At 41.0% G+C, this 24,535-nt stretch carries 15 protein-coding genes; 13 read left to right on the top strand and 2 right to left on the bottom strand.

Annotated elements, in window-relative coordinates; genetic code table 11:
- The first annotated feature begins 1 nt into the window (after position 1).
- Positions 2-604 carry a lysozyme family protein gene (locus ACVPON_RS04940; RefSeq protein ID WP_462876737.1) on the top strand — a complete coding sequence of 201 codons (603 nt, stop codon included), beginning with the start codon at positions 2-4 and terminating at the stop codon, positions 602-604.
- Positions 605-698: 94 nt separating this feature from the next.
- Positions 699-1,466: an SDR family NAD(P)-dependent oxidoreductase gene (locus ACVPON_RS04945; RefSeq protein WP_462876739.1), complete on the top strand. Its 768-nt coding sequence runs from the start codon at positions 699-701 to the stop codon at positions 1,464-1,466.
- A 234-nt stretch (positions 1,467-1,700) separates the two neighbouring features.
- On the opposite strand, the gene ACVPON_RS04950 is transcribed toward ACVPON_RS04945, so the two are convergent.
- Positions 1,701-2,150 (bottom strand): helix-turn-helix domain-containing protein, encoded by a 450-nt coding sequence (locus tag ACVPON_RS04950; RefSeq protein WP_462876741.1) that lies wholly within the window; start codon positions 2,148-2,150, stop codon positions 1,701-1,703.
- A gap of 210 nt (positions 2,151-2,360) precedes the next feature.
- On the opposite strand from ACVPON_RS04950, the gene ACVPON_RS04955 reads away from it, so the two are divergent.
- The gene (locus ACVPON_RS04955) at positions 2,361-2,600 is read left to right on the top strand and encodes a hypothetical protein (protein ID WP_462876743.1); all 240 of its coding nucleotides are present in this window, start codon (positions 2,361-2,363) and stop codon (positions 2,598-2,600) included.
- A gap of 631 nt (positions 2,601-3,231) precedes the next feature.
- On the opposite strand, the gene guaA is transcribed toward ACVPON_RS04955, so the two are convergent.
- A complete protein-coding gene (guaA, locus tag ACVPON_RS04960) occupies positions 3,232-4,779 on the bottom strand; it encodes a glutamine-hydrolyzing GMP synthase (RefSeq protein WP_462876745.1) in 1,548 nt (515 codons plus the stop codon).
- A 134-nt stretch (positions 4,780-4,913) separates the two neighbouring features.
- Between guaA and ACVPON_RS04965 the strand changes: the two genes are divergently transcribed.
- The 10 genes from ACVPON_RS04965 (at position 4,914) to xerS (ending at position 24,505) form a co-directional block, all read left to right on the top strand.
- Positions 4,914-5,612 (top strand): GntR family transcriptional regulator, encoded by a 699-nt coding sequence (locus tag ACVPON_RS04965; protein WP_462876747.1) that lies wholly within the window; start codon positions 4,914-4,916, stop codon positions 5,610-5,612.
- 276 nt (positions 5,613-5,888) lie between these two features.
- Positions 5,889-6,221, top strand: coding sequence for a putative DNA-binding protein (locus ACVPON_RS04970; RefSeq protein ID WP_462876749.1), 333 nt, complete (start codon positions 5,889-5,891; stop codon positions 6,219-6,221).
- 12 nt (positions 6,222-6,233) lie between these two features.
- The gene (ffh, locus tag ACVPON_RS04975) at positions 6,234-7,799 is read left to right on the top strand and encodes a signal recognition particle protein (protein ID WP_462876751.1); all 1,566 of its coding nucleotides are present in this window, start codon (positions 6,234-6,236) and stop codon (positions 7,797-7,799) included.
- A gap of 25 nt (positions 7,800-7,824) precedes the next feature.
- The gene (locus tag ACVPON_RS04980; RefSeq protein WP_462876753.1) at positions 7,825-8,565 is read left to right on the top strand and encodes a hypothetical protein; all 741 of its coding nucleotides are present in this window, start codon (positions 7,825-7,827) and stop codon (positions 8,563-8,565) included.
- Positions 8,558-8,983 carry a hypothetical protein gene (locus ACVPON_RS04985; RefSeq protein WP_462876755.1) on the top strand — a complete coding sequence of 142 codons (426 nt, stop codon included), beginning with the start codon at positions 8,558-8,560 and terminating at the stop codon, positions 8,981-8,983. Before ACVPON_RS04980 ends, ACVPON_RS04985 begins: the two co-directional genes overlap by 8 nt.
- A 248-nt stretch (positions 8,984-9,231) precedes the next feature.
- Positions 9,232-18,768, top strand: a complete 9,537-nt coding sequence (locus ACVPON_RS04990; RefSeq protein ID WP_462876757.1) for a beta-N-acetylglucosaminidase domain-containing protein — start codon at positions 9,232-9,234, stop codon at positions 18,766-18,768.
- Between the two features lie 422 nt (positions 18,769-19,190).
- Positions 19,191-20,258, top strand: coding sequence for a galactose ABC transporter substrate-binding protein (locus ACVPON_RS04995; RefSeq protein WP_462876759.1), 1,068 nt, complete (start codon positions 19,191-19,193; stop codon positions 20,256-20,258).
- Between the two features lie 123 nt (positions 20,259-20,381).
- Positions 20,382-21,914, top strand: a complete 1,533-nt coding sequence (locus ACVPON_RS05000) for a sugar ABC transporter ATP-binding protein (protein ID WP_462876761.1) — start codon at positions 20,382-20,384, stop codon at positions 21,912-21,914.
- On the top strand, positions 21,907-22,917 hold the full coding sequence (locus ACVPON_RS05005; RefSeq protein WP_462876764.1) for an ABC transporter permease subunit: 1,011 nt from the start codon (positions 21,907-21,909) through the stop codon (positions 22,915-22,917). The genes ACVPON_RS05000 and ACVPON_RS05005 overlap by 8 nt, the downstream gene beginning before the upstream one ends.
- A gap of 517 nt (positions 22,918-23,434) precedes the next feature.
- A complete protein-coding gene (gene xerS, locus ACVPON_RS05010) occupies positions 23,435-24,505 on the top strand; it encodes a tyrosine recombinase XerS (RefSeq protein ID WP_462876766.1) in 1,071 nt (356 codons plus the stop codon).
- Positions 24,506-24,535 lie beyond the last annotated feature (30 nt).

Genomic DNA, 24,535 nt, shown 5'->3' on the forward strand with positions numbered 1-24,535 from the left:
TATGAAAAAAGTAACAAGAACGATTGCCCTTGTCGTCCTTGTTTTTCTAGCTTATCAATTTTACAAGATCCACCAGGATATCAAGCAAGTGATGACTTATCAATCGATGGTGCAAGAAATCTTGGACGAAAATGACACCGAGGCTAATGAAGAATTGGTGCTAGCGATGATTTACACGGAAACGAAAGGGAAACAAGCTGATGTGATGCAGTCGAGTGAGTCTGCATCAGGATACGCTGATACGATTACAGACAGTAAAGAAAGTATTCGCCAAGGGGTAGAATATCTCAGTCAAAATCTCTCCTTGGCTGAAAAAGCCAATGTCGATGTCTGGACTGCTGTTCAGGCCTATAATTATGGTCCTGCCTATATTGATTATGTTACCCAGCACGGAGGGAAAAATACCATTGAGCTAGCGACGAATTATTCGAAAGAAGTCGTAGCACCTAGTCTTGGGAACACCACAGAAGAGACCTATACCTATTACCATCCCATTGCTCTCTTAAATGGTGGTAAACTCTATGTGAACGGTGGGAATATCTATTATTCTAGGCAGGTGCGCGTCAACGTTTATTTGATCCGCTTGATGAGCCTATTTGACTAAAAGAAAAAGAGTAAGGAAGCTATGTTTGTCTTTCCTTCTCTTTTTCTTTTGCTCAAAAAAATGGTATAATAATACCAAAGAAAAGGAGGTAAACATGGCACGATATGTACTGATTACCGGAGCAACAAGTGGTATAGGAAAAGCAATCGCCTACGCATTTGCAAAAAATCAAGATCATTTGATTATTACAGGACGAAGAGTAGAAAAACTGCGAGAAATTCAAACTGATTTAGCAAAAAGGTATGGTATTGATGTTTTCTCTTATCAAATGGATGTCATGCAGGCGGCAGAAGTGGCAACTGTTTGCCAGCAGATTTTAGACGATCTACCTCAGGTAGATATCTTGGTCAATAATGCCGGTCTAGCCCTGGGGCTTGAAAAATTTCATGAGTATGATGTAGATGATATGATGACGATGATTGACACCAACATAAAAGGGTGCCTGTATGTGACTCGTCAGATGTTGCCAACTATGGTCGCTAGAAATCAAGGGCATATTATTACGATTGGATCTACAGCAGGGATTTATGCCTATGCAGGAGCTGCAGTTTATGCTGCGACAAAATCAGCTGTCAAGGTCTTGGATGACGGGATCCGTATTGATACGATTGACAAACAAATCAAGGTGACAACGATTCAACCAGGGCTTGTTGAGACCGATTTTAGTCAGGTACGTTTCCATGGAGATAAGAATAGGGCGGCAAAGGTTTACCAAGGCATTGAAGCTTTACAGGCAGAAGATATTGCCGAGAGTGTCCTATTTGTTGCCAATCAACCTGCTCATGTACAGATTTCAGATATGACGATTATGGCGACCAAGCAAGCTACAGGATTTATGGTTCATAGAGAAGAGGAGGCTTGAGGAAAAAGAGGGCTATTCTATAGCGTTATACTCAATAAAAATCAAAAGTAGACTAGCTTTCACAATTCTGAATTGTGAAAGGTTGGAAATGAGAGTAGCACCGCTCATTTCCTTATAATCGAAGCCGAAGGTAGAACGAGCATTCACCAAGGCAAGTTGACCAAGTATCCTGTTGATTTTTAAAGAGTATTACTGACTAGAATAAGAAAAAGCTCTGCGTTTATAGAGCCTTTCTTATTCGTCCTGCTTTAGAGCCCCTGTTTCATAGAGTTGTGCAATCAGATTTTCCTGGGCATCTTGGGCAAATCCGAGTTCAGAGAGCAGGGCAACCATGGTGGCTTCAGAAATCCCCCTCTCTTTAGCAGAAGAAAGAGCTGTAAAGATACTTGAAATAACATAGTCAGCAATCTTACTGCTTTCTTCTACAGACATGGGTTCCTGATCAAGGGCTGAGAGTGTGCGATATTCCTTGTCGCGTTTTCCTGTTAGGTAGTCGACACTTACATGAAAGAAGATAGCTAAGTCTGTAATCTGCTCAAGACTTGGATCTAGTAAACCGCGTTCCCAACGTGAATAGGTTCCTTGTTTGATATTGAGCTCATTTGATAATTCCTGTTGTGTTAACTTGGCGCTCTTTCTTAGCTCCTTTAAGCGCTTGGGAAAGGGATTTTTACTCTTATCCATCTTCAACTCCATTTTTATTCATAATCGTATATTTTTGTTGACAAACAACATACGGATTGGTATAATATAAATATACTAATTGGTATACAATGTTATCCAAAGCTTGTAGGTTTATTTTACCATAAATCGGGCTAAATGCCTATGGGCAAATAAAGAGTTTGCTCAAAAGAATGTTGGCAAGAATATTGGAAACAGAAAAGGAGAGAGAAGATGGAATATAGCACTACCGAACCCCAGACATTGACGGATATTATCGGAAAATTGACAGAGTTAGAAATGGTTGGCTATATTATGTATTCGCCAAAATTAAAGAAAAGGATTCTCTTAACCAATGAAATGTATAATGAATTGGACAAGGAAGAGTTAGAACTCCACCAATCTCGTTATCAGGCTGTGATGCAAGCAACAGACTTAGTCAAAGAATTTCTGTCAGAAGAAAGAGCAGAATAGTCTGTCTGATTTTGGTAAAGTTGGCTAGACCTTGTCCCCAACAAGACCAAAGAGTAGCATGTAAGTATATTTTTGTAATTCCAATCGTTCCACTATTCAAAAATATGATATAGGGATAATAGAGTATCAAATGTGGATTAAATGCTACTTAACCTCCTACTTCTCAATACTTATAAAGTGAGAGATATTGTATTTTATTACTTCGCTCCCCCGTTTACGAGTTCCCAGAATCCATCATAGGATTACGGGAACTCGTTTTATGATAGGCTCCAATTTCGCCCAGCTTCTATACGTTTAGGAATCAGTTGATAGCTACAAAATAAGGAGCGAATGAAGTGAGTTTTTAAAGGTTATGGTTTAGGACAGGACTTATGTGGCTCAACATGCTATGTATACTTATTTTATTGGAATATCAAAGCCCTTAACTTTTTAGAAGTTAAGGGCTTGTTGACGTTTTTTGCTCGTTTTTTGATACCGAGGGTAAGCTATAACATATATCCTAGGCTCGGACTAAACGAATCCACTGGATTATCCTCGCTTTTTTGTTTCTAGGCTCGGGCTAAACGAATCCACTGGATTATCCTCGCTTTTTTGTTTCTAGGCTCGGGCTAAACGAATCCACTGGATTAGTTTACTCCCACTCAACAGTTGCGGGTGGTTTGCTGGTAATGTCATAGACGATACGGTTGACGTGGTCAACTTCGTTGACGATGCGGACTGAGATTTTTTGGAGAACTTCCCATGGGATTTTGGCAAAGTCTGCAGTCATACCATCGATAGAAGTAATGGCACGAATGGCAATGGTATAGTCGTAGGTCCGTCCATCTCCCATAACACCGACAGAACGGACACCGGTATTAACCGTAAAGTATTGCCAGATGTCTCGATCAAGACCTGCCTTAGCGATTTCTTCACGAAGAATAGCATCAGATTCACGAACAGTTTCTAATTTTTCCTCAGTGATTTCTCCCATCACACGAATAGCAAGACCTGGTCCTGGGAAGGGTTGGCGCCAGACAATTTCATCAGGCATGCCAAGCTCGGTCCCTAAAGCACGTACTTCGTCTTTATAGAGGGTATTGAGCGGTTCAATCAGCTTAAACTGCATATCTTCTGGTAGTCCGCCTACATTGTGGTGTGACTTAATGGTTTGGGCGGTATCGGTCCCAGATTCGATAACATCTGTATAGAGTGTTCCTTGGGCAAGAAATTCGACCCCAGTCAACTTGCTTGCTTCGTCGTCAAAAACATAGACAAATTCATTTCCGATAATTTTGCGTTTTTGCTCAGGATCCGATACCCCTGCCAATTTATCAAGGAAGCGTTTGGCAGCATCTGCCTTGACGATGTTCAAGCCAAATTTTCCACCCAACATGTCCATGACTTGTTCGGCTTCACCTTTACGAAGAAGACCATGGTCCACGAAGATACAGATGAGTTGGTCTCCGATTGCTTTTTGGAGCAGGACACCCACAACAGAGGAATCAACCCCTCCAGAAAGTCCGAGAAGAACCTTTTTATCACCAACTGTTTCACGGATTTTTGCAATTTGCATCTCGATAAAGTTATCCATTGACCAATCGCCTTTGGCACCACAAATATGGAGTGCAAAGTTGCGTAAAATATCATTTCCGTAAACAGAATGACGAACTTCTGGATGGAATTGGATACCGTAAATCTTCTTGTCAGGATTTTCAATCGCTGCATAAGGACAATCTGCTGAGGTTCCTGTACGGACAAAGTTGCTAGGAATTTCTGTTACGGCATCTCCATGGCTCATCAGTACAAGTTGCTCATCTGGTGTTCCTGCAAAGAGAGGAGAAGGAGTGTGGGAGAGTTCGGACTGCCCGTACTCACGATTTCCCGCATCACCGGCAGGCACCACTTTTCCACCTAACTTGTGGGTAATCAGCTGCATTCCATAGCAGATACCTAAAATTGGAATACCTAGTTCAAAAATTTCTGGGTCAATATCAAAGGATCCATCCTCATAAACAGAGTTAGGACCACCTGAGAGAACAATTCCGATAGGGTTGATATCACGGACTTCAGCGGCTGAAATCTTATGGCTCTTGAGTTCTGAAAATACCCCAATCTCACGAATACGGCGTGAAATAAGCTGATTGTACTGGCTACCATAGTCCAGAACAATGATTTTTTCGACGTCTTGGATTGTCATGTTAGTTCCTTTCTTTCATCTCAAAATATCAAATGACGTCTCTTATTTTATCATAAAAGCGAACAATTTGCAGTAAGAATGGTTAAAAAGATAGAAATTTGGTACAATAGAGAAATAAACAAAGAGGAGACGGTATGAAAGCTGCTTATATTGCCATTCATGATAAATTAAAAGAAGAAATTGACCGTGGAATTTGGAAAATTGGAGAACGCTTACCCAGCGAGCGGGACTTGGCAGATGAGTTTGGAGTATCGCGAATGACCCTGCGCCAAGGAATTACACTCTTGGTGGAAGAAGGGATTTTACAAAGAAAAGTTGGTTCAGGAACCTATGTAGCCAGTACCCGGGTACAAGAAAAAATGCGTGGAACCATGTCTTTTACCGATATTATTCAGCTTCAGGGTAAAACCCCGTCCAGTCAATTATTGTCCTATATCCGAACAAAGCCCAACGATAAAGAAATCAGTCAATTACATTTACAAGAGGGAGAGTATGTCGTGCGTATGGAACGTGTGCGTTTTGCAGATAAGGTTCCGGTCGTCTACGAAGTGGCAAGTATTCCGGAACGTTTGATCCATAATGTCAAAAAAAGCGATGTAACCAATCATTTTTTTAAAACCTTGACGGAAAATGGCTATCGTATCGGTAAAAGCCATCAAACCATTTACGCACGCTTAGCCAATGAGCGGGTAGCAAGGCACCTACAAATTGCGAAGAATCAGGCCATTTTAGCCCTGCGTCAGGTTTCTTACTTACAAGATGGGCAACCCTTTGAATATGTAAATAGTCAGTATGTCGGAGAACGGTTTGAGTTCTACTTGGAAAACAATTAGTTTGCATAATAAAAATTATGCAAACTAATCTTCGCTAACTAGATCTGAAACAATGGTAGGGACGGTATACACTAACCGGACAATCATCACGAAATCACAGTATTTTATGGGGTTCATTAAAACCACTTTTACAAAGAACCATAGCAGAGGACACATCTTTAGCTGCTCTCTGGTTTTTTTATGGTGATTTTCCATGCTTGCCTCTCTTTTACTCAGTGAATGATGATAGGTCAGTAGAACTTTATCCTGTGGCAAAAATTTGGTATAATAAAAGACATGGAAATTGAAAAAACAAATCGGATGAATGCCTTGTTCGAATTTTATGCGGCACTCTTGACCGATAAACAGATGAATTATATCGAACTTTACTATGCTGATGATTATAGCCTAGCTGAAATTGCTGAAGAATTTCAGGTCAGTCGTCAGGCAGTATATGACAATATCAAGCGGACGGAGAAGATTTTAGAAGATTACGAGAAGAAATTGCACATGTATTCGGACTATATTGTCCGTAGTCAAATCTTTGACCAAATCCTCGAACGCTACCCAGCAGATCACTTTTTGCAGGAACAAATCACTATTTTAACTAGTATTGACAATAGAGACTAAAAGGAGAATACCATGGCTTTTGAAAGTTTAACGGAACGTTTACAAACTGTCTTTAAAAATCTACGTCGCAAGGGGAAAATCAGCGAGAGCGACGTCCAAGAGGCAACCAAAGAAATCCGACTAGCCCTTCTTGAAGCAGACGTTGCACTTCCAGTTGTAAAGGACTTTATCAAGAAGGTTCGCGAGCGGGCTGTCGGTCATGAAGTGATTGAGACCTTGAATCCTGCCCAGCAAATTATCAAGATTGTCGATGAGGAATTGACAGCAATCTTGGGATCTGATACAGCAGAAATAATCAAATCACCAAAGATTCCGACCATTATTATGATGGTTGGTTTGCAAGGGGCGGGTAAAACGACCTTTGCAGGAAAATTAGCCAACAAGCTCAAAAAAGAAGAAGATGCTCGTCCTTTACTAATAGCAGCAGATATCTACCGTCCGGCGGCTATCGACCAGTTGAAAACCTTGGGACAAGGGATTGACGTCCCTGTCTTTGAGCTAGGAACGGGTGTCCCAGCAGTTGAGATTGTGAAACAAGGTCTTGAAGTGGCAAGACGAGACAAGCATGATTATGTCTTGATTGATACAGCAGGACGCTTACAAATTGATGAAGTGCTGATGCGGGAACTGCGTGATGTCAAGGCACTTGCTCAGCCTAATGAAGTCCTTCTTGTGGTTGATGCCATGATTGGACAGGAAGCCGCGAATGTCGCTCGTGAATTTAACGACCAGTTAGAAGTAACTGGGGTGATTTTGACCAAGATTGATGGGGATACCCGTGGAGGGGCAGCGCTCTCTGTTCGTCATATTACTGGTAAGCCGATCAAATTCACAGGGACAGGCGAAAAAATCACAGACATTGAAACCTTCCATCCAGATCGTATGTCTAGCCGTATCCTCGGTATGGGGGATATGCTGACCCTGATTGAAAAGGCTTCTCAAGAATACGATGAGAAAAAATCGCTTGAACTTGCAGAAAAAATGCGGGAAAATACCTTTGATTTCAACGATTTTATCGACCAGTTGGATCAAGTTCAAAATATGGGGCCGATGGAAGATTTGCTTAAAATGCTTCCGGGTATGGCAGGTAATCCTGCTCTGGCTAATTTGAAGATAGACGAGCGGGAAATCGCTCGAAAACGGGCTATTGTATCCTCAATGACACCTGCAGAGCGTGAAAATCCTGACCTATTGAGTCCAAGCCGGCGCCGGCGAATCGCTAGTGGTTCTGGAAATACCTTTATCGAAGTCAATAAATTCATCAAGGATTTTAATCAGGCCAAATCCATGATGCAAGGTGTCATGTCTGGTGATATGAACAAGATGATGAAGCAAATGGGAATAAACCCCAATAATCTTCCGAAAAATCTGCCCAATAACCTAGATCTTTCTGCCCTTGATAGTATGATGGTCCAAGGTGGAATGCCTGATTTATCTGGCCTAGGTGGCGCTGGTATGCCAGACATGAACCAGATGTTTGGCGGTGGATTGAAGGGGAAAATCGGAGAATTTGCGATGAAACAGTCCATGAAACGCATGGCAAATAAAATGAAGAAAGCGAAAAAGAAGAGAAAATAATTCTCTTCTTTTGATATAAATGATTATGAAAACACTCAAGAAAAAATGCCTCGAGCTATTCATCTACACGATGCTCCTTCTGCTAGCAGTGCTAGGCATTCGTTTTTTACTCTTTCCTGCATTGGGAACATTCCTTGAAACAGCCTCCCCCTGGTATCAGGAAAAGGTGGCAGTTTCAAAGCGAAATCAAGTTCAAGATGCCTTTTCTGGTGTATTGGGGTCTAGGGTAGATACGATTCCCAAGGATAGCCTTTCTGGTTGGTTCAGTAGCAAAGAGTACAAAGAAATTGATTTTTATATTCCAAAATTAAGCAATACGTCCACCCTATTTCGAGACGACCAATACCGTGATCTGCTAAAAGATACCCTAATTGCCTCTATTCATACCGAAAATATTGAAGATCAGACCGAGCACTTTAAATTGTTTTATAATGGAGCAACAATTGCCACTTGGTCAAATGGTCGTCAGGTATCTACTTTTCGGACCATTCCAGCAGAAGCAAGGAAAGAAGTAGAAGAAGACTTGCAGAAAACCTTAGCCGCTCAAAAAAAGATAAGGTTTCAGCGCTGGGATTTTCTCTTTGGAAAGGAAAGGGTTGAATTTAGCTATGATGCGATGGAGGAACGCATCTATCTAGAGGGGCATTTTCTCAGTCCAAAGGGCATGTTTGATAAGGAAAGCTACCAGCTAAAAGCTCGCTATCAGAAAATCAATGGCAAGTGGCAGTTAGAAACAGATAGCCTGGAGGTAGAAAAAGATGACTAAGCAGCAAAAAAGGTGGCTTTGTGTCGTTACCATCGTTTTTATGACTATCGGCATGGCTTTTACCAACTATACGAGGCATGTTGCTTTGCGGGAAGAATTGGATTTAAGGGGAACCTTTGAAAATGTTCCAGGGGTGGAGATTCGAACAACTCAAAGTAGTTTCTTTTCCAAGAAACCGTATCAGCGAATCATTATCCGCATTCCTTCCTTAGCTTCCGCAAATGATGATCTAAGTCGAAATACCCTTTTATCAAGGAAAAATGCTGATTTGGTCAATAAGGTGATTGATCGTGAACAGTTGGATAAGGGCTTTGCACTTTGGCTCAGCCGAATCTTTGATAAAGAAAAGGCATCCCGCTATACAGATGTTATCGAAATCTGGTACCGGGATGATAAGATTATCGAGGAACATTATTAGTGAAATCTTAAACAGTTTACGTAATATATATTACGTAAACTGTTTTTCTGATTAACAAAGCTATTGTTTTCATTCAAGTAAAATCATTGCTTTTTATATTTTTATTGACAAAATAAAGGAAAGCCCTTACAATGTAGATATTAATATAACAATTATATCTTCTAACATAAGGCTTTTTAAATAAAGATAGGGAGGAAAAAGAGCAAGGTCACTTGAAAAGTTTTGTGATTAGAAAAAGGGAGTTCATAATGAAAAAATTTTTCTTGCAAAAGAAATGCACCTATAGTCTACGTAAGGCTACTGTAGGAGTGTGTTCTGTTTTGATTGGCTTTAGTTTTTTCAGCGAACGGGCGAGCGCTCAAGAAACTGTTGAAACAGGAAACACCAGATCTGCTCAATCACTTGTAGAGACTAGGCCAGAATCCTTAACAGAAAATGCCCCTAGCTCAGAAACAGAAATAAATGAAGCTAGCGAAGTAGATCCGTCATCCATATCAGAAAATGTAGAACACATGGAAAAGCCATTAAAAGAGGATTTGAATCCTTCTACAGTTGAAGCTAAAGAGAGCGATAAGGCAGAGGAGCTGCCTAGTTCAGAAGCAAGCTCAAGGGAAGCAAGCGAGAGTGGTTTACAGGATGGATCTAAATTGGAAGTCGGTCAGACTCCTCCCCCATCTTCTAGTCTATCGACAGATTCTAGCCCTACAGCAAGCCAGCCGATAGCTTCAAATGCTACTAGTCTATCACCAACGGATTCTAAACCTCTTGTCAGAAAGCCTCGTGCAGCAGAAGCGAGCCAAGGAGCAGAAACTTCAACAACTTCTCCAGAAGTATGGCAAAAAGTCCATTATTACAATGAAAAAGATAAAAAAGTTCAGTTCGATAATGATTGGAAGTTTAGCCTAGGTGATCGGGTCGGTGCGTCAACTCCAACGTATGACGATTCGAGTTGGAAACTTCTCAATCTGCCCCATGATTTTAGCCTCAGTCAAGATTATACGACAACAGGCGAAGCAGAGAGCGGTTATAAGCCTGGGGGGATTGGCTGGTATCGGAAGTCCTTTTCAATTGGAGAAGAAGCAGCCAAAGGTCGGGTTAGTCTGGATTTTGATGGGGCTTACATGGAGACCGAGGTCTTTATCAATGGTCAATCTTTAGGAGTTCACCCTAACGGTTATACGTCTTTTAGTTTTGATCTGACTGACTATATCAAACCGCATCAAGAAAATGTACTAGCCGTTAAGGTTGTGAATAATCTACCTAGCTCTCGTTGGTACTCTGGAAGTGGGATTTATCGCTCTGTTCACTTGAATTTTGAACCGGCTATTCACTTGGCTCAATATGGTGTTGTTATGAAAACACCAGATTTAGCGACGACCTATGAGTCAGATAAGGGAAGCCAGGTTATAGTTGAAACGAAGGTTCTTAACCAAGGAACAGAAACTGGGGCGATTGCAGTTCAATCTAGTCTTTTTAAACGAAATAGTGATGGTAGTTTAGGGGAAAAAGTTGCGGAGTCTATCAAGTCCACTTTGACAGCAGTTGCAGCACAGCAAGAAGCTACGATAAGCAATCAATTCCGTATAATTCGACCAGACTTATGGTCTTTAGAAAACCCAAATCTTTATATTTTACGAACAGATATTTATAAAAATGATGAGAAAATTCAGTCTAGAGATCAAGAAGTTGGTTTTCGTTTCACTTCATTTGATAGCAATACTGGTTTTACATTAAATGGTAAAGCGATAAAGTTAAAAGGTGTTTCCATGCACCATGATCAAGGTTCCCTGGGTTCAGCAGCTTACTATGATGCAATTGAACGTCAATTTGATATCTTAAAAGGTATGGGGGCTAACGCTGTTCGGGTCACTCATAACCCGGCAGCTCGTGTCATGAAAGACATAGCCAATCGCAAGGGGATGCTCCTTATTGATGAAGCATTTGACACATGGCATTACGCTAAGAATGGAAATAGCAATGACTATGCAAAATGGTTTAATGTCAAAATTGGTGAGAATGTTAAGGGCTTGGCAAATGCTAAAGCAGATCAAACTTGGGCTGAGTACCATTTGAAGCAGATGGTTAAGAGTGGTATCAATGACCCATCTATTATCATGTGGTCAACTGGTAATGAGGTAATGGAAGGCTTCTCAGGAAATGTTTCCCATTATCCTCAAGTCATTACTCAGTTAATCAATTGGATAGCAGAAGTAGATGATTCTCGACCTGCCACTCTAGGAGATAATAAGTTAAAGGACAAGTGGCAAGAGTCCATCGGTATGGCAAACGCCCTTAGCCAACATGCTGGCCAGAAAGGAATTGTCGGTTATAACTATGCGGACGGTCGAAAGTATGATGAGGGGCATCGTGAACATCCAGAGTGGATTATCTATGGTTCGGAGACAGCTTCAGCAGTCAATAGTCGAGGTGTCTATAATATTAAAGGGAACACAAGACGCTCGGATAAACAACTGACTTCTTATGACCAAAGTGCTGTTGGTTGGGGACATGTAGCCAGCCAAGCTTGGTACGATGTCATTACACGTGACTTTGTAGCAGGGGAGTTTGTTTGGACTGGATTTGACTATTTAGGAGAGCCAACTCCTTGGAATGGGGTTGGATCAGGTTCTGTCGGAGCTTGGCCTGCGCCTAAGAGTTCTTATTTTGGGATCATTGATACAGCAGGATTTCCAAAAGATTCCTACTATTTCTACAGAAGCCAGTGGAATGATCGCGATACGACTCTCCACCTCCTTCCAGGAACCTGGCAAGAATCTGCTCTTGCAAAAGATGGGCAAAATCAAGTGGAAGTAGTAGTTTATTCCAATGCGGCCAAGGTCAAATTGCTTCATATTGATGAAAATGGTCAAGAGACTGATTTAGGTACAAAAGAATTTACCAAGCAACAGACAGCAGCAGGTCATAGTTACCAAATTTACACTGGTTCTGACAAGAAACCAAATGAACATCAAAACCTTTACTTAACCTGGAACGTTCCCTATCGTGCTGGAAAATTAAAGGCTATTGCCTATGATGCCAACAATCAAGAAATCGTCCATACAGTAGGAACCAAGGAAGTAACTGGCTTTTCTACCGCCCATCATTTGCTTGCCAAAACTGTCAAGAAACCAAGTACAGTGACAGATAAGTCTTTGGAATATATTGAGATTGATGTCTTAGATGCGGAAGGACGACCTGTTGTGACGGCTGATAATCGGGTTGCTATTACAGTAGAAGGACCTGCTCGATTAGTAGCCATGGATAATGGAAATGCAGTAGATCATCAGTCCTATCAAGAAAGCAATCGAAAAGCTCATGCCGGAAAAGTCTTGGCTATTATACAGATGACAGGCGAAAGTGGTGAGGTGCGCATCCTTGCTAGTTCTGAAGGGTTGGAATCAGCCCAGTTGAATTTTTCTGTTCAAGGAAGCACAGAAAAAGACAGCACTGTCTTAGATAGCTACCTAGCCTCTAAGACCATTTATCTGAAAAAAGGAAGCTCTTTACAACTCCCACAAACGGTGCGCTTGCGTTATCAAGATGGCAGTGAGGGTGAGAAAGCCTTGACCTTCAATCAAGAAGAAATTGCTGCTGCTCAAGCTAAGGGAGAGTCCTTTGTAGCCAAAGGAACGATGGCAGAAACGGGCTTACCTGTGGATATTTTGGTATCGGTGATTGATCGAGTAGCGGCAATTAAAAATATCAGTCTCGCTACAGAAAGAGGGCAAGTTCCAACCCTACCAGATACAGCACAAGCCTATTTAGCAGATGGTACTCTTTTGTCATCCCAATTTCCAATTAAGTGGGATTTACCAGCTAATGAAGCCTATCATAATGTTGGTATGCTTCAAGTAAATGGACAGGTTAATGTCCTGGGGGATCTGCTTCCTATTACAGCTAGTATTCGTGTAGCTGATAAAACGATTACAATTGGACAAAATGTAGCCCCCGTTGCTGTAAGTCTTAGCCAAAATATTCCAGAGAACCAGCAGTCAGATACACTTTCGGCCATCAATAATCGAGAACTATCTGTTTCTGCTAATCTTTCAGGAGGACCAAATCCAACCCTATGGTCTAACTATCAAGCAGCTCAATCTGGACAAAAGACTGCTACGTTGGCATTTACCTATGATACGGCTCAAAATATTAGTCAAATCAATGTTTATTATCATCAAGATAGTTGGTCCCTTCGTCTTCCTAAGTCCGTCCAATTTTCTTGGAGTAGGGGAGCAGGAGAGGAAGCACGAGCAGTTGCAGCAACTGAATTGGGCAGAGAAGAAGTGGATGGTTTGACCAAGGTGAGCTACCAATTGGCTCAGCCTGTTCCAGCAGTTGTTTTCCAGCTAACGGTTGAAAACTCTGATCAAGACTTAGGAAATCGCAAGCCTTCTGTTGGTATCGTAGAAGTTGAGCTATTAACAGCTCTTGAATCCTTTGAAAAGTCTAGCGACGCTCATTTGACAGAAATTAGGATTGACGATCGTGTGTTGACCGAAGATAGGATTGCTAATGAAATGTCTGTCTTAAAAGGAGATAGCATTACAGCTTCGAATAGAGATAGTAATGTAGCCGTGACCGTGTTACCTGTAGAAAATAATATTGTTAAAATCTTTACCCAGTCAGAAGATCAGACCAATCAAGAGGAGTATACCCTCTATCTAGTTCCTGAAAGTCCTTCTGAGGACTATGTTCCAATTGCAGAAACAACTATTACGGCAGGATCTACTCAACCTGGAGATGCTAATAAGATCGAAAATGTTCTCGATGTAGATAGTGATACTATCTGGCATTCGGCTTGGGCAGGGTCAGATTTGGCAAATCTATGGCTAACGGTTGATGCGGGTAAGACACGAAAACTCAATGGTTTAGCCTATGTTGCACGTGGGGATGCTAGTCCGAATGGTAAGGTTGTTGACTATGAGATTTATGCAAGCACAGATAAGCAAAATTGGAAATTGGTGAAAACCGGACGCTTCAATGAAGAGGGAGCTTGGCAAGAAGCAGCGTTTGAACCAGTAGAGGCGCGCTATCTTAAATTACAGGCAGTTCATACCCTAGGAGATGGGAATCGCAATAACCGCTTTATGTCGGCTGCGGAAATCCGAGTAAGAGAGTACAAGGAAGAACTCCCGCCTGAACAGCCAGAGCAACCAGTTCCTAGCCAACCAACTCAACCAGATACAACTGTGTCAGATGGAACAGTAGAGTTAGCGGATGCCTATACGGCAACCAACCCAGCTAGCCCATCAGCTGTTGAGCAGGCGCTTCAATCATCAGCCTATTTGGAGAAAGAATATACAATTTATCCAACTCCTCGTAAGGTTAGCTATGGGGATGGCCTAGTTAGATTAGATCAAACTGTTCATCTAGTCATTGGAGCAGGTGTTGATATCTATACTCGTAATCGCTTGAAAGAAGTGTTACAGACTAATCAGATCTCCTACACAACTAGCCCTACACCTCAAGAAAATACAACAAATATCTTCTTGGGTATTTACGGTCAAGATACTGCGGCAAGTCAACATCAAGCAACAGCAGGAATTACAGCAGATTTATATGACAAGATTGACGCCTACTCTCTGGTTGTAGGAAATGGAGCAGTGTCTATTGTAGGGAAGGATACAGATTCTGTCTTCTATGGTCTTACGACCTTGAAACATATGCTCAAAGATAGCCCAGAGCCTGTCTTACGTAATCTCAAAGTAGAAGACTATGCTGATATTAAAAATAGAGGCTTTATTGAGGGCTATTATGGAAATCCATGGAGCAACCAAGATCGGGCAGAGTTGATGAAGTATGGCGGTGATTTAAAATTGACCCAATACTTCTTTGCACCGAAAGATGACCCTTACCATAATAGTAGGTGGAGAGAGCTTTACCCAGAGGAAAAATTAGCAGAAATCCGAGAGCTAGCAAGGGTAGGAAATCAAAATAAGACTCGCTATGTTTGGACTATTCATCCGTTTATGCATGATCGGATGCGCTTTGATAACGATACCGTTTACCAAGAGGACTTGGGAGTTATCAAGATGAAGTTTAGTCAATTACTAGATGCAGGTGTTCGTGAGTTTGGTATCTTAGCAGATGATGCTCCAAACCCAGCAGGAGGTTTTGATAGTTACAATCGTTTGATGAATGATTTGACACATTGGCTAGAAGAAAAACAAGCACAATACAGTGGTCTGCGTAAGGAAATGATCTTTGTTCCGCATGAATACTGGGGCAATGGTCGTGAAGGAGAGCTGAAGTCTCTGAATAGCAATCTTCCAATGAGTAGTCATTTGACCTTGACAGGCGGTCGAATTTGGGGAGAAGTATCTAGCCAATTCTTAAATCAATATCGTACCAATATTACTGCAGATGGTGCTAATTACCGTCCGATTCAACTCTGGATTAACTGGCCTACAACTGATAACTCTAAACAACATCTTATCTTAGGCGGAGGCGAGAAATTCCTTCATCCAAATGTGGATCCTCGTTTGATAGCAGGGATTATGTTGAACCCGATGCAACAGTCAGAGCCATCCAAGATTGCTCTCTTCTCAGCTGCCCAGTACACATGGAATATTTGGAAGTCAGAAGAAGAAGCCAGAAAGGTGAATGAGCAAGCATTTAATTTTGTTGAAAATGCTACCTTTAAGGAGAGCAAGGCAGCCAATGCCTTTAGAGAGCTTGGTAAGCACATGGTGAATCAGAATATGGATGGCCGTGTTGTCAAATTGGAAGAATCAATTGATTTAGCTCCTAAACTGGCAGCCTTTCTGACCAAGTTGGAAAACAAGGAAGATCTGAGTGCGAATCGAGAAGAACTTCAGTTGGAGTTTCAGAAAATCAAAGAGGCGGCTCTTTACTATAAAGAGCACGGTTCAGAACGCATGCGAGAGCAGATTGTCTATTGGTTGGACAATACAATCGATCAGATGAATGCCCTGGAAAAACTATTAGAAGCAACCAAATATAGAGGTGGCGAACAGACAGCCAATCTATGGGAGAACTATAAGGCAGGGCTTGACCTCTATAAACAATCTCAAACCCATGAATTTTGGTATGTCAATGGCTATCAAAAGGCAGAATTAGGAGTTCAGCATATCCGTCCGTTTATCTTGGAACTATTGGAAACTCTATCGCAAGAAGTTGAAAAAGCCCTTGATCCAACGCAGGTTCAAACTCGCTTTATCACGAATCGAGAAGTCGATAGTAGAGATCTTGGAAAGATTACAGACGGGGATCTAGAAACGAATATTTTGAGTCGGACACCAAACAGTTTGGCTATTGGCGACTTTGTAGGTCTTGAATTTGATCGTGTGATTCCAATTCAATCTCTAGCCTTTGCTATGGGAACCTCAGCAAACCTAAACGATACTTTTGCTCAAGCAGAGCTTCAGTATCTCAACAAAGATAAGCAGTGGGTTCCGTTGAACAATCATACTTATCAAGGAAATGAGCCTATTTTGAGTTTGGAGAATCTGAATCTTGAAGCAAGAGCTGTCCGATTAGTTGCGACTGCTCCAAAGGGCAACACTTGGTTGGGCATTCGAGAAATTGCGATTAACCGTCCTCTTGAAAAAGCAAAACCAACAGATGCCTTAACAACTACAATCTCTACAAGCGATAGCCTCATTTACAAATATGGGACGAATCAAGCTATGGCACTTGATGGGAATCCAGCTACAGAGGCTATGTATGCAAATAGCAATGGAAGCGATACAACATCTAGCGGTGCTTGGATTCAACTGAATTTGGATAAGGTTCGACCAATTTCTCAAGTGACGATTGTACAAGGGGAAAATGATAAGATAGCCAGCGGAGTGGTAGAATATTCAGAAGATCTTATCAATTGGCAACTCTTGACCAGAGTTACTGGTGAGAGAACGATTCACCTACCAACCAATATCAATGCAAAAGCGATTCGGATTCGCAATGAGCAAGATATGAATGCTTGGTGGAGAATAGCAGAATTTAGCATTCAAACCAAAGAGGGAGTTGTTGATTATACCGATACATCTGTTGAGAGCCTCAAGAATACAAAAACATTTGCAGAAGAAGATAGCTATCAAATGAAATTGGAGGCAGGGGCTTCCTTAAATCCAAATGATTATATTGGTATCCGCTTGAAACGTCTACATGAACTAAGAGATATTCAAGTAGCAGGCCAGACAGAGTTGACCCTTCTTTATTCTCCTAATGGGGTAGAATGGTATAAAAAAGACGCTCTATCAGAGCAAGCTCTAGTCAGATATGTTCGCTTAGTAAATGAAAGTGATCAACCGAAAGAAATTGGAGCAGATACCTTAACCGTTCAGACCAGGGAAATAAAATCTCCAAGCCTATTGTTTACAAGTATGGGAATTAGTTCTCACTATGGTGCAAATGATGTACGGAATCTCAACAACTTAGGGGACTTGTTTGATGGTCACTTTGATCGTCACGTTGAGTTTGCAGATACACCTAGACAGAATGATACCATTGTAATTGATTTAGGGCAGGCGAGAAATATCCAAAAATTGAGGGCCTATATCCAAGATGGAACAGTGAACTATCTGAGAGATGGCAAGATTCAAGCCAGTGCAGATGGTCAAACATGGGTTGACCTAGTAACTGTTGGAGATGGAGTGACCAATAGCAATGCTGATGACTCTTTAACAGATGGCTGGGTACATGACGCCTCTAACCCTGGCAATCGTTACATTGAAGGAATTCTTTCCACTCCTATCAATGCTCAATATCTGCGAATTCTAGCGACAGCTCCTTATCCTCACCGCTTTGTCTCCTTTACGGAATTTGTCATCAATGATGGTGAATTTGTCAAAGAAGTAAATGACCCGACAGTCGTGACAAATGGAGCAGAAAGTCGTGATTCTTTAGCAACAAATCTTGTAGATGGCAAACTTCTGACCGCCTATAAAGCAAGCGACTCTGAGGGACAGCTTCTCTACCGTCTGTCTGAAAATACCCATCATAATCACATTACTCTCGTTTCAACAGCAAGTGAAACGAAGCCAGTTAGGGTATTTGCTTGGGGAACTGGAGAGACGAAACCGCATGCTCAAGCTGTGGAAGGTCAGTGGTTTGACTTAGGTAGTGTAACGAATAGCTTCACTACCCTAACCTTGCCAGCAGAAGCTAAACATCTTTTAGCAGTTTATCTGGCTTGGGAAGGAGGGATTCAGGAATTTTATGAGCTAAAGACCTATTATAAAGAGTTAGAACAGGTACCAACTCCTAAATTGACGAAAAAAATAGAGCCAGTGACGAAACCAGCGCTAAAAGAGTATCCGGTTGAAATATCTGTCAGAGAAGAGTTCAAGTCAATAGCATTTGAGACAATTCTCAAAACCAATAAACATCTTCCAAAGGGAAGCAGTCAGGTGATTCAGAATGGCAAGCAAGGACAAAGAAAGCTTAAAATTCAGCGCCTCACACTTGGAGATGAGATCACAGAGCAACTCCTATCGGATGTTGTTGTGAGCGAGCCACAAGCTCAGATTATCGAAGTGGGTGCCAAAGAAGTAGAAGCTAAAATCGTTAAAGTCCATACTAAAAAACCACAAGCTCCTAAGGATACCACCACCGTATTTGAAAAAGAGCAGAGCAAGCCACAGACGCCATCTCCGCTCCTTTCCAAGGAAGAAGAAATAGCGACACCACTTTCTAGAAAAGCAACAAGAAGCCTTCCTCAAACAGCTTCGCGGTTGCAACCACATCTAGCTTTAGCAGGCTTAGCATCCCTTCTCTTTGCTGGAGGATTAAACAGGGGAAGCCGGAAGAAAAAGGCTAAGAAATAGACTAAAAAGTAGAAGGCGTGGGTCTTATTTCAATCAAATAAAACGATTCGGCACAGTTGTTTCAAAGTTAGCAACTGTGCCGAATTTATATTTATTTCTAATACGAAAATAGACGCGGAAACACCATGTATATCGGAAATTGGAAATAAGGCAACGGAGTTTCCACAATCGTTGAAGTAATAAAAGTTAAACGAAATGAGTATAGTGTTGATTTTCAAAGAGTAGAAGCTTTTTCTAGCCTAAATGTATGACAGAAAAGAAACTTATTTTAGTTAGAACGAAGTAAAAAAATCGGTAAAAATGACTAAAATTTTTACTAAGGTCTTGACAAAAAGTAGATAAAATTATAAGATATATACAAAAAGAAATCGCTTTCATTTTTTGGTGGTTATTTATCTCTTTTAGGAAAGGAAAATCTTAGGATGATGAAATCTTTAAAATATTTAGCAGTTGCTTTCTTAGCAATCTTGCTTGTAGCATGTGGAGCTAAAGGTGGAGAGTCTGGCTCTGGAAAAACCTATAATGTAGGTGTGGCTATCTATAAATTCGACGATAACTTTATGACACTTTATCGTGAAGAATTAGAAGATTACTTTGGAAAGTTGAGTAAGGAAACAGGGAATAAGTATGTCCTTGATATTCAAGATGGAAAGCAAGATCAAGCAACTCAGACAGAGCAAATCAATAACTTTATCGCTCAAGGTAAAGATGTGATTTTAGCCAACCTTGTAGATCCAACAGCTGCTGGAAGCATTATCAACTCTGCTAAATCAGCTGATATTCCAGTGGTCTTAATTAATCGTGAGCCAGAGGTAGCAGAGCTTGAAATTTGGCCAGGAAAAACAAGCTATGTAGGAGCTGATGCAACTCAATCTGGAACATTCCAAGGGGAAATCATTGCGGCGACTGATTCCAAAGGAGATTTAAATGGTGACGGTGTCGTTAACTATATTACCCTATTTGGAGATCCAGCAAATGTTGATGCACAGCAGCGGACAGCTTATTCTGTAAAAGCACTTGACGACGCAGGCATTAAAAAAGCAGCTTTAGCAGAACCATATCTTGCAAATTGGGATACTGCTAAAGGTCAGGAAGTCACAGCTTCAGCCCTTGAACAGTTTGGTGACAAACTAGAGGTTGTATTTTCTAATAATGATGGAATGGCAGTAGGAGCTGTAACAGCTATCAAAGCAGCAAAACGGACAGTTGGAAAAGACATCTTAGTAGTTGGTGTTGATGCTATTCCAGATGCAATGGAACTTCTTGCTAAAGGTGAGTTGACAGGAACTGTCTTAAATGACCATTTTAACCAATCACACACAGCAGCCAATGTAGCTGTTAAGCTAATGAATGGTGAAGATGTAGAATCATACTACTGGGTTGACTATGTAAAAGTAACCAAGAAAGAGGATTCTACATTAAAGGAAACAGAACCAAGAACGGAAACAACAAAAGAAGCAAAAGAGCGGTATGCTAAACGTGACAAATAAGTAAGGCATTGATAGATAACCGATTTAGAAAATGATTTCTTCTGTTCCACAGCTTAGAACACTGAGGTGAGAGTCGTGTGGAACAGATTTTTTATATCGCAGAGAAAATAGGAGAGAGGAAAAATGAGTGATTACATTTTAGAGATGAAGCATATCACCAAGACTTTTCCAGGTGTAAAGGCTTTAGATGATGTAACCTTTCGTTTAAGACCAGGAACGGTTCACGCCCTAATGGGAGAAAATGGTGCAGGCAAGTCCACCCTGATGAAGTGTTTATTTGGTATTTACCATCGAGATAGCGGAACAGTTCTATTTGATGGTAAAGAAGTCGATTTTAAGGACTCAAAAGAAGCAATTGATGCAGGTGTTTCGATGATTCATCAAGAATTGCAACCCATTCGGATGATGACGATTGCAGAGAATGTTTTTCTAGGAAACTATCCCTTGGGAAAATTCAACTTGGTCAATCATAGTAAAATGAACGAAGATACAAAAGTTTTATTAGAGGAAGTTGGGCTCTTCATTGACCCTACAACCCTCTTGAATGATTTGACCGTTTCTCAAATGCAGTCAGTAGAAATTGCCAAAGCGATTTCCCACAATGCTAAAGTCGTCATCATGGATGAACCGACTTCCTCTCTGACTAGCTCAGAAGTGGAGAAACTATTTGAAATCATTGATCAGTTAAAGAAAAAAAACATCGGAATTATCTATATTTCCCACAAGATGGATGAAATCTTACGAATTTCCGATGACATCACTGTTATGCGAGACGGACAGTATATCGGTACTTGGCGAGCTGAAGAGATGACAACCGCTAAAATCATTCAGGCGATGGTGGGACGAGAGTTGACAAGTCTGTTTCCTGAAAAAACAAACCAAATTTCAGACCAAGTCGTCTTAGAATTAAGAAACCTAACCTCCCCCAATCCTCTATCCTTTAAAAACGCTAGTTTTACCCTTCGCAAGGGTGAAATATTAGGAATTGGTGGTTTGGTAGGAGCACAGCGTACCGAACTGATGGAGGCCCTTTATGGGATGCGGGTCATTGAACAAGGACATATTTTAGTCAATGGAAAAGAAGTAACGATTAGACGCCCAGCAGATGCTATAAAAAACAAAATTGCTCTAGTAACAGAGGATAGACGCTACAATGGTATTTTTGGGGTTTTATCCATTACAGACAATGCCTCTGTAGCTGCCTTGAAAGAGTATGTTGGGCGAATGGGTCTGTTGAATGAAAGGAAGATCAATCAAGTTGTTGAAGGGAACGTCAACCGTTTACGTGTTAAGACGCCCGACAACAAAACGAGAATTGAAAGTCTTTCAGGAGGAAACCAACAAAAGGTTATCCTGGCTCGATGGTTAGCAAATAACCCAGATATTTTGATATTAGATGAACCAACCCGTGGGATTGATGTTGGTGCTAAATATGAAATTTATCAGATTATCAATGATTTAGCAGCTGAAGGAAAATCCATTATCATGATTACATCAGAAATGTCTGAATTACTTGGAGTATCCGATCGAATTATGGTGATGTGTGAAGGACGTGTAGCTGGTTTCTTGGATAAGGAAGAAGCTACACAAGAGTCTGTGATGTTCTTAGCAACGAAATTTATGGGTTCTCATGAAGGAGGAGAGACAAGTGTTTAAACTAGAAAGTCAGAAATCAGAAAAAGCATTTAATTTAGGAGATTTTTTAACCAAAAACTCCATGTATATCGTTGTGGCAGCAATGATTTTATATACAGGTATTACACAGGATAATTTCTTCACCATCGGCAATGCTGCCAACATCATGGCTAATACCTCCGTTCGTTTTATCATTGCCCTAGGTGTATCGGGCTGCTTGATTATCCGCGGAACAGACCTATCAGCAGGACGGATCGTTGGTCTGACCGCGATTATTACCGCTACCCTTGTTCAGCAACCAGATTTCGCTGGAAAGTTCTTTCCTAATTTACCAGATTTACCGATCATTGTCCCTCTTTTAACGGCCTTGATAGTAGGGGCTGTGCTAGGTCTATTAAATGGTGCGATTATTTCTTTTTTAAACGTTCCGCCTTTTCTAGCGACCCTAGGTACTCAGATTATGACCTATGGTTTTGTCCTAATCTATTCTCAAAGTAAACCAATCGGAACCTTTAAAGCAGAGTTTGCTGCGTTTGGTCAAGGAAAATTATTTGGCTTCCTTCCTTATGTTACAATTGTTGCAGCCCTAGTCGGTGGAGCGATGTGGGTCTTATACAATAAGACACGCTACGGTAAATATATGTATGCTATTGGTGGAAATGAACATGCCGCCGAAGTATCTGGCGTTAATGTCCGTGTTTCAAAGATTAAGATTTTCCTATTAGCAGGGCTTCTTTATGGTTTGGCAGGTTTTCTTCTCTCTGCAAAGACAGGATCAGCAGGGGCTGGAGCTGGTATGGGGTATGAATTAGATGCTATTGCATCTGCCACAATCGGTGGTGTCTCAACAGCAGGAGGCCAAGGAACTGTTCCAGGTATTTTACTCGGTGTCTTTGTCTTTGAACTCCTAAAAGTCTGCCTTACCTACCTCGGAGTAACTCCTGATATGACCAACGTTATCCAAGGAATCGTCATCGTCGTAGCTGTTGCCCTTGATATTCGTAAAACAATGGTCAAACGCTAATTTTGATAGCGTTACAGACAAGCTAAGGAAACTATCTATCATCGAAAAATAAAATCAAACCATCTTACTGGCTTGTAGCTTGCACCAAGTCAATTGGGGGTGGTTTGACTTTTCTTTTTTGCCTGCTAAGTCTCTGTCTTACTTACCTCTGAGACATTAGGTATATAGTTGTTTAGTTTACTTTTAGTACTAGGCAACGAGTTGCAGGCTGCTTCAACAGTCTAAGGACTGTTGAAGGTTGGAAATCATACTGACGATAGTCAGTAACAATCGTAGAGTCCGGCAAAGCGAGTTCCCATCATCTAGAAGATGATGGGAAGTGGGAAATAAGGAAACGGAGTTTCCACAATCGTCGAAGTAATAAAAGTTAAACTAAATGAGTATAAAACATAGAACGAACAAGGAGATATTTTTTGTAGATTATTTCTCCTTACATCTTTCCGAAAAACTATAATTTTCTTGAAATATATATCTCCTTATGCTATACTAAAGAGAAGAAAATCTTGGAGAACTTTTTATGCGTCGTGAATTATTACTTGAAAAAATTGAACAACTAAAAGAGAAAATGCCTTGGTATGTTTTAGATTATTACCAATCTAAGCTCGCAGTCCCTTATAGTTTCACCACCTTATATGAATATTTGAAAGAATACCGTAGATTTTTTGAATGGCTAATAGAGACTGATTTGGTCTGTGTATCGCAGATTTCAGATATTTCCTTGGATACCTTGGAGCATTTGACCAAGAAAGATATGGAATCTTTCATCTTATACCTGCGAGAAAGACCCCTACTAAACGCCAATACCACTCAAAACGGGGTATCACAGACGACCATCAATCGAACCTTGTCTGCCCTCTCCAGCCTGTATAAATACTTGACTGAAGAAGTCGAAAATGAGCAAGGCGAGCCTTATTTTTATCGGAATGTTATGAAAAAGGTATCGACAAAGAAAAAAAAGGAAACCCTTGCTGCTAGGGCTGAAAACATCAAGCAAAAGCTGTTTTTGGGAGATGAAACAATGGAGTTCTTAGACTATGTAGATAGCCAATATCAGATGAAGCTATCCAAACGTGCCCTTTCCTCCTTTCAGAAAAACAAGGAGCGAGATTTAGCCATCCTAGCACTCCTACTCGCTTCGGGTGTCCGACTTTCAGAAGCTGTCAATCTCAACCTAGCTGATGTGAATCTAAAGATGATGATGATTGAAGTCACACGAAAGGGAGGCAAACGGGATTCGGTTAATGTGGCAGGTTTTGCCAAACCTTATTTAGAAAACTATCTCCTTATCCGTCAGCAACGCTACAAGGCTGATAAGACAGATATCGCCTTCTTCTTGTCAGAATATAGGGGACTGCCCAATCGTATGGATGCATCAAGCATTGAAAAAATGGTTGCCAAATATTCGGCTGATTTCAAGATTCGTGTGACTCCGCACAAATTGCGTCATACACTAGCGACCCGTCTCTACGATGCCACCAAATCGCAAGTTCTGGTTAGTCACCAACTGGGGCATGCCAATACGCAGGTGACGGATCTCTACACTCATATCGTTAATGATGAACAAAGAAATGCCTTAGATAAGCTCTAAATACTCGCTTTACAACAACTTCGTTATTGT

The organism is Streptococcus sp. 1F3, assembly GCF_054968985.1.

Bases quoted from the DNA above. Each gene is read 5' to 3' on its own strand.
- xerS (WP_462876766.1), top strand. From the start codon at position 23,435: ATGCGTCGTGAATTATTACTTGAAAAAATTGAACAACTAAAAGAGAAA.
- ACVPON_RS04980 (WP_462876753.1), top strand. From the start codon at position 7,825: ATGAAAACACTCAAGAAAAAATGCCTCGAGCTATTCATCTACACGATG.
- ACVPON_RS04970 (WP_462876749.1), top strand. From the start codon at position 5,889: ATGGAAATTGAAAAAACAAATCGGATGAATGCCTTGTTCGAATTTTAT.
- ACVPON_RS04955 (WP_462876743.1), top strand. From the start codon at position 2,361: ATGGAATATAGCACTACCGAACCCCAGACATTGACGGATATTATCGGA.
- ACVPON_RS04985 (WP_462876755.1), top strand. From the start codon at position 8,558: ATGACTAAGCAGCAAAAAAGGTGGCTTTGTGTCGTTACCATCGTTTTT.
- ffh (WP_462876751.1), top strand. From the start codon at position 6,234: ATGGCTTTTGAAAGTTTAACGGAACGTTTACAAACTGTCTTTAAAAAT.
- ACVPON_RS04945 (WP_462876739.1), top strand. From the start codon at position 699: ATGGCACGATATGTACTGATTACCGGAGCAACAAGTGGTATAGGAAAA.
- ACVPON_RS04965 (WP_462876747.1), top strand. From the start codon at position 4,914: ATGAAAGCTGCTTATATTGCCATTCATGATAAATTAAAAGAAGAAATT.
- ACVPON_RS04940 (WP_462876737.1), top strand. From the start codon at position 2: ATGAAAAAAGTAACAAGAACGATTGCCCTTGTCGTCCTTGTTTTTCTA.
- ACVPON_RS04995 (WP_462876759.1), top strand. From the start codon at position 19,191: ATGATGAAATCTTTAAAATATTTAGCAGTTGCTTTCTTAGCAATCTTG.
- ACVPON_RS04990 (WP_462876757.1), top strand. From the start codon at position 9,232: ATGAAAAAATTTTTCTTGCAAAAGAAATGCACCTATAGTCTACGTAAG.
- guaA (WP_462876745.1), bottom strand. From the start codon at position 4,779: ATGACAATCCAAGACGTCGAAAAAATCATTGTTCTGGACTATGGTAGC.
- ACVPON_RS05000 (WP_462876761.1), top strand. From the start codon at position 20,382: ATGAGTGATTACATTTTAGAGATGAAGCATATCACCAAGACTTTTCCA.
- ACVPON_RS04950 (WP_462876741.1), bottom strand. From the start codon at position 2,150: ATGGATAAGAGTAAAAATCCCTTTCCCAAGCGCTTAAAGGAGCTAAGA.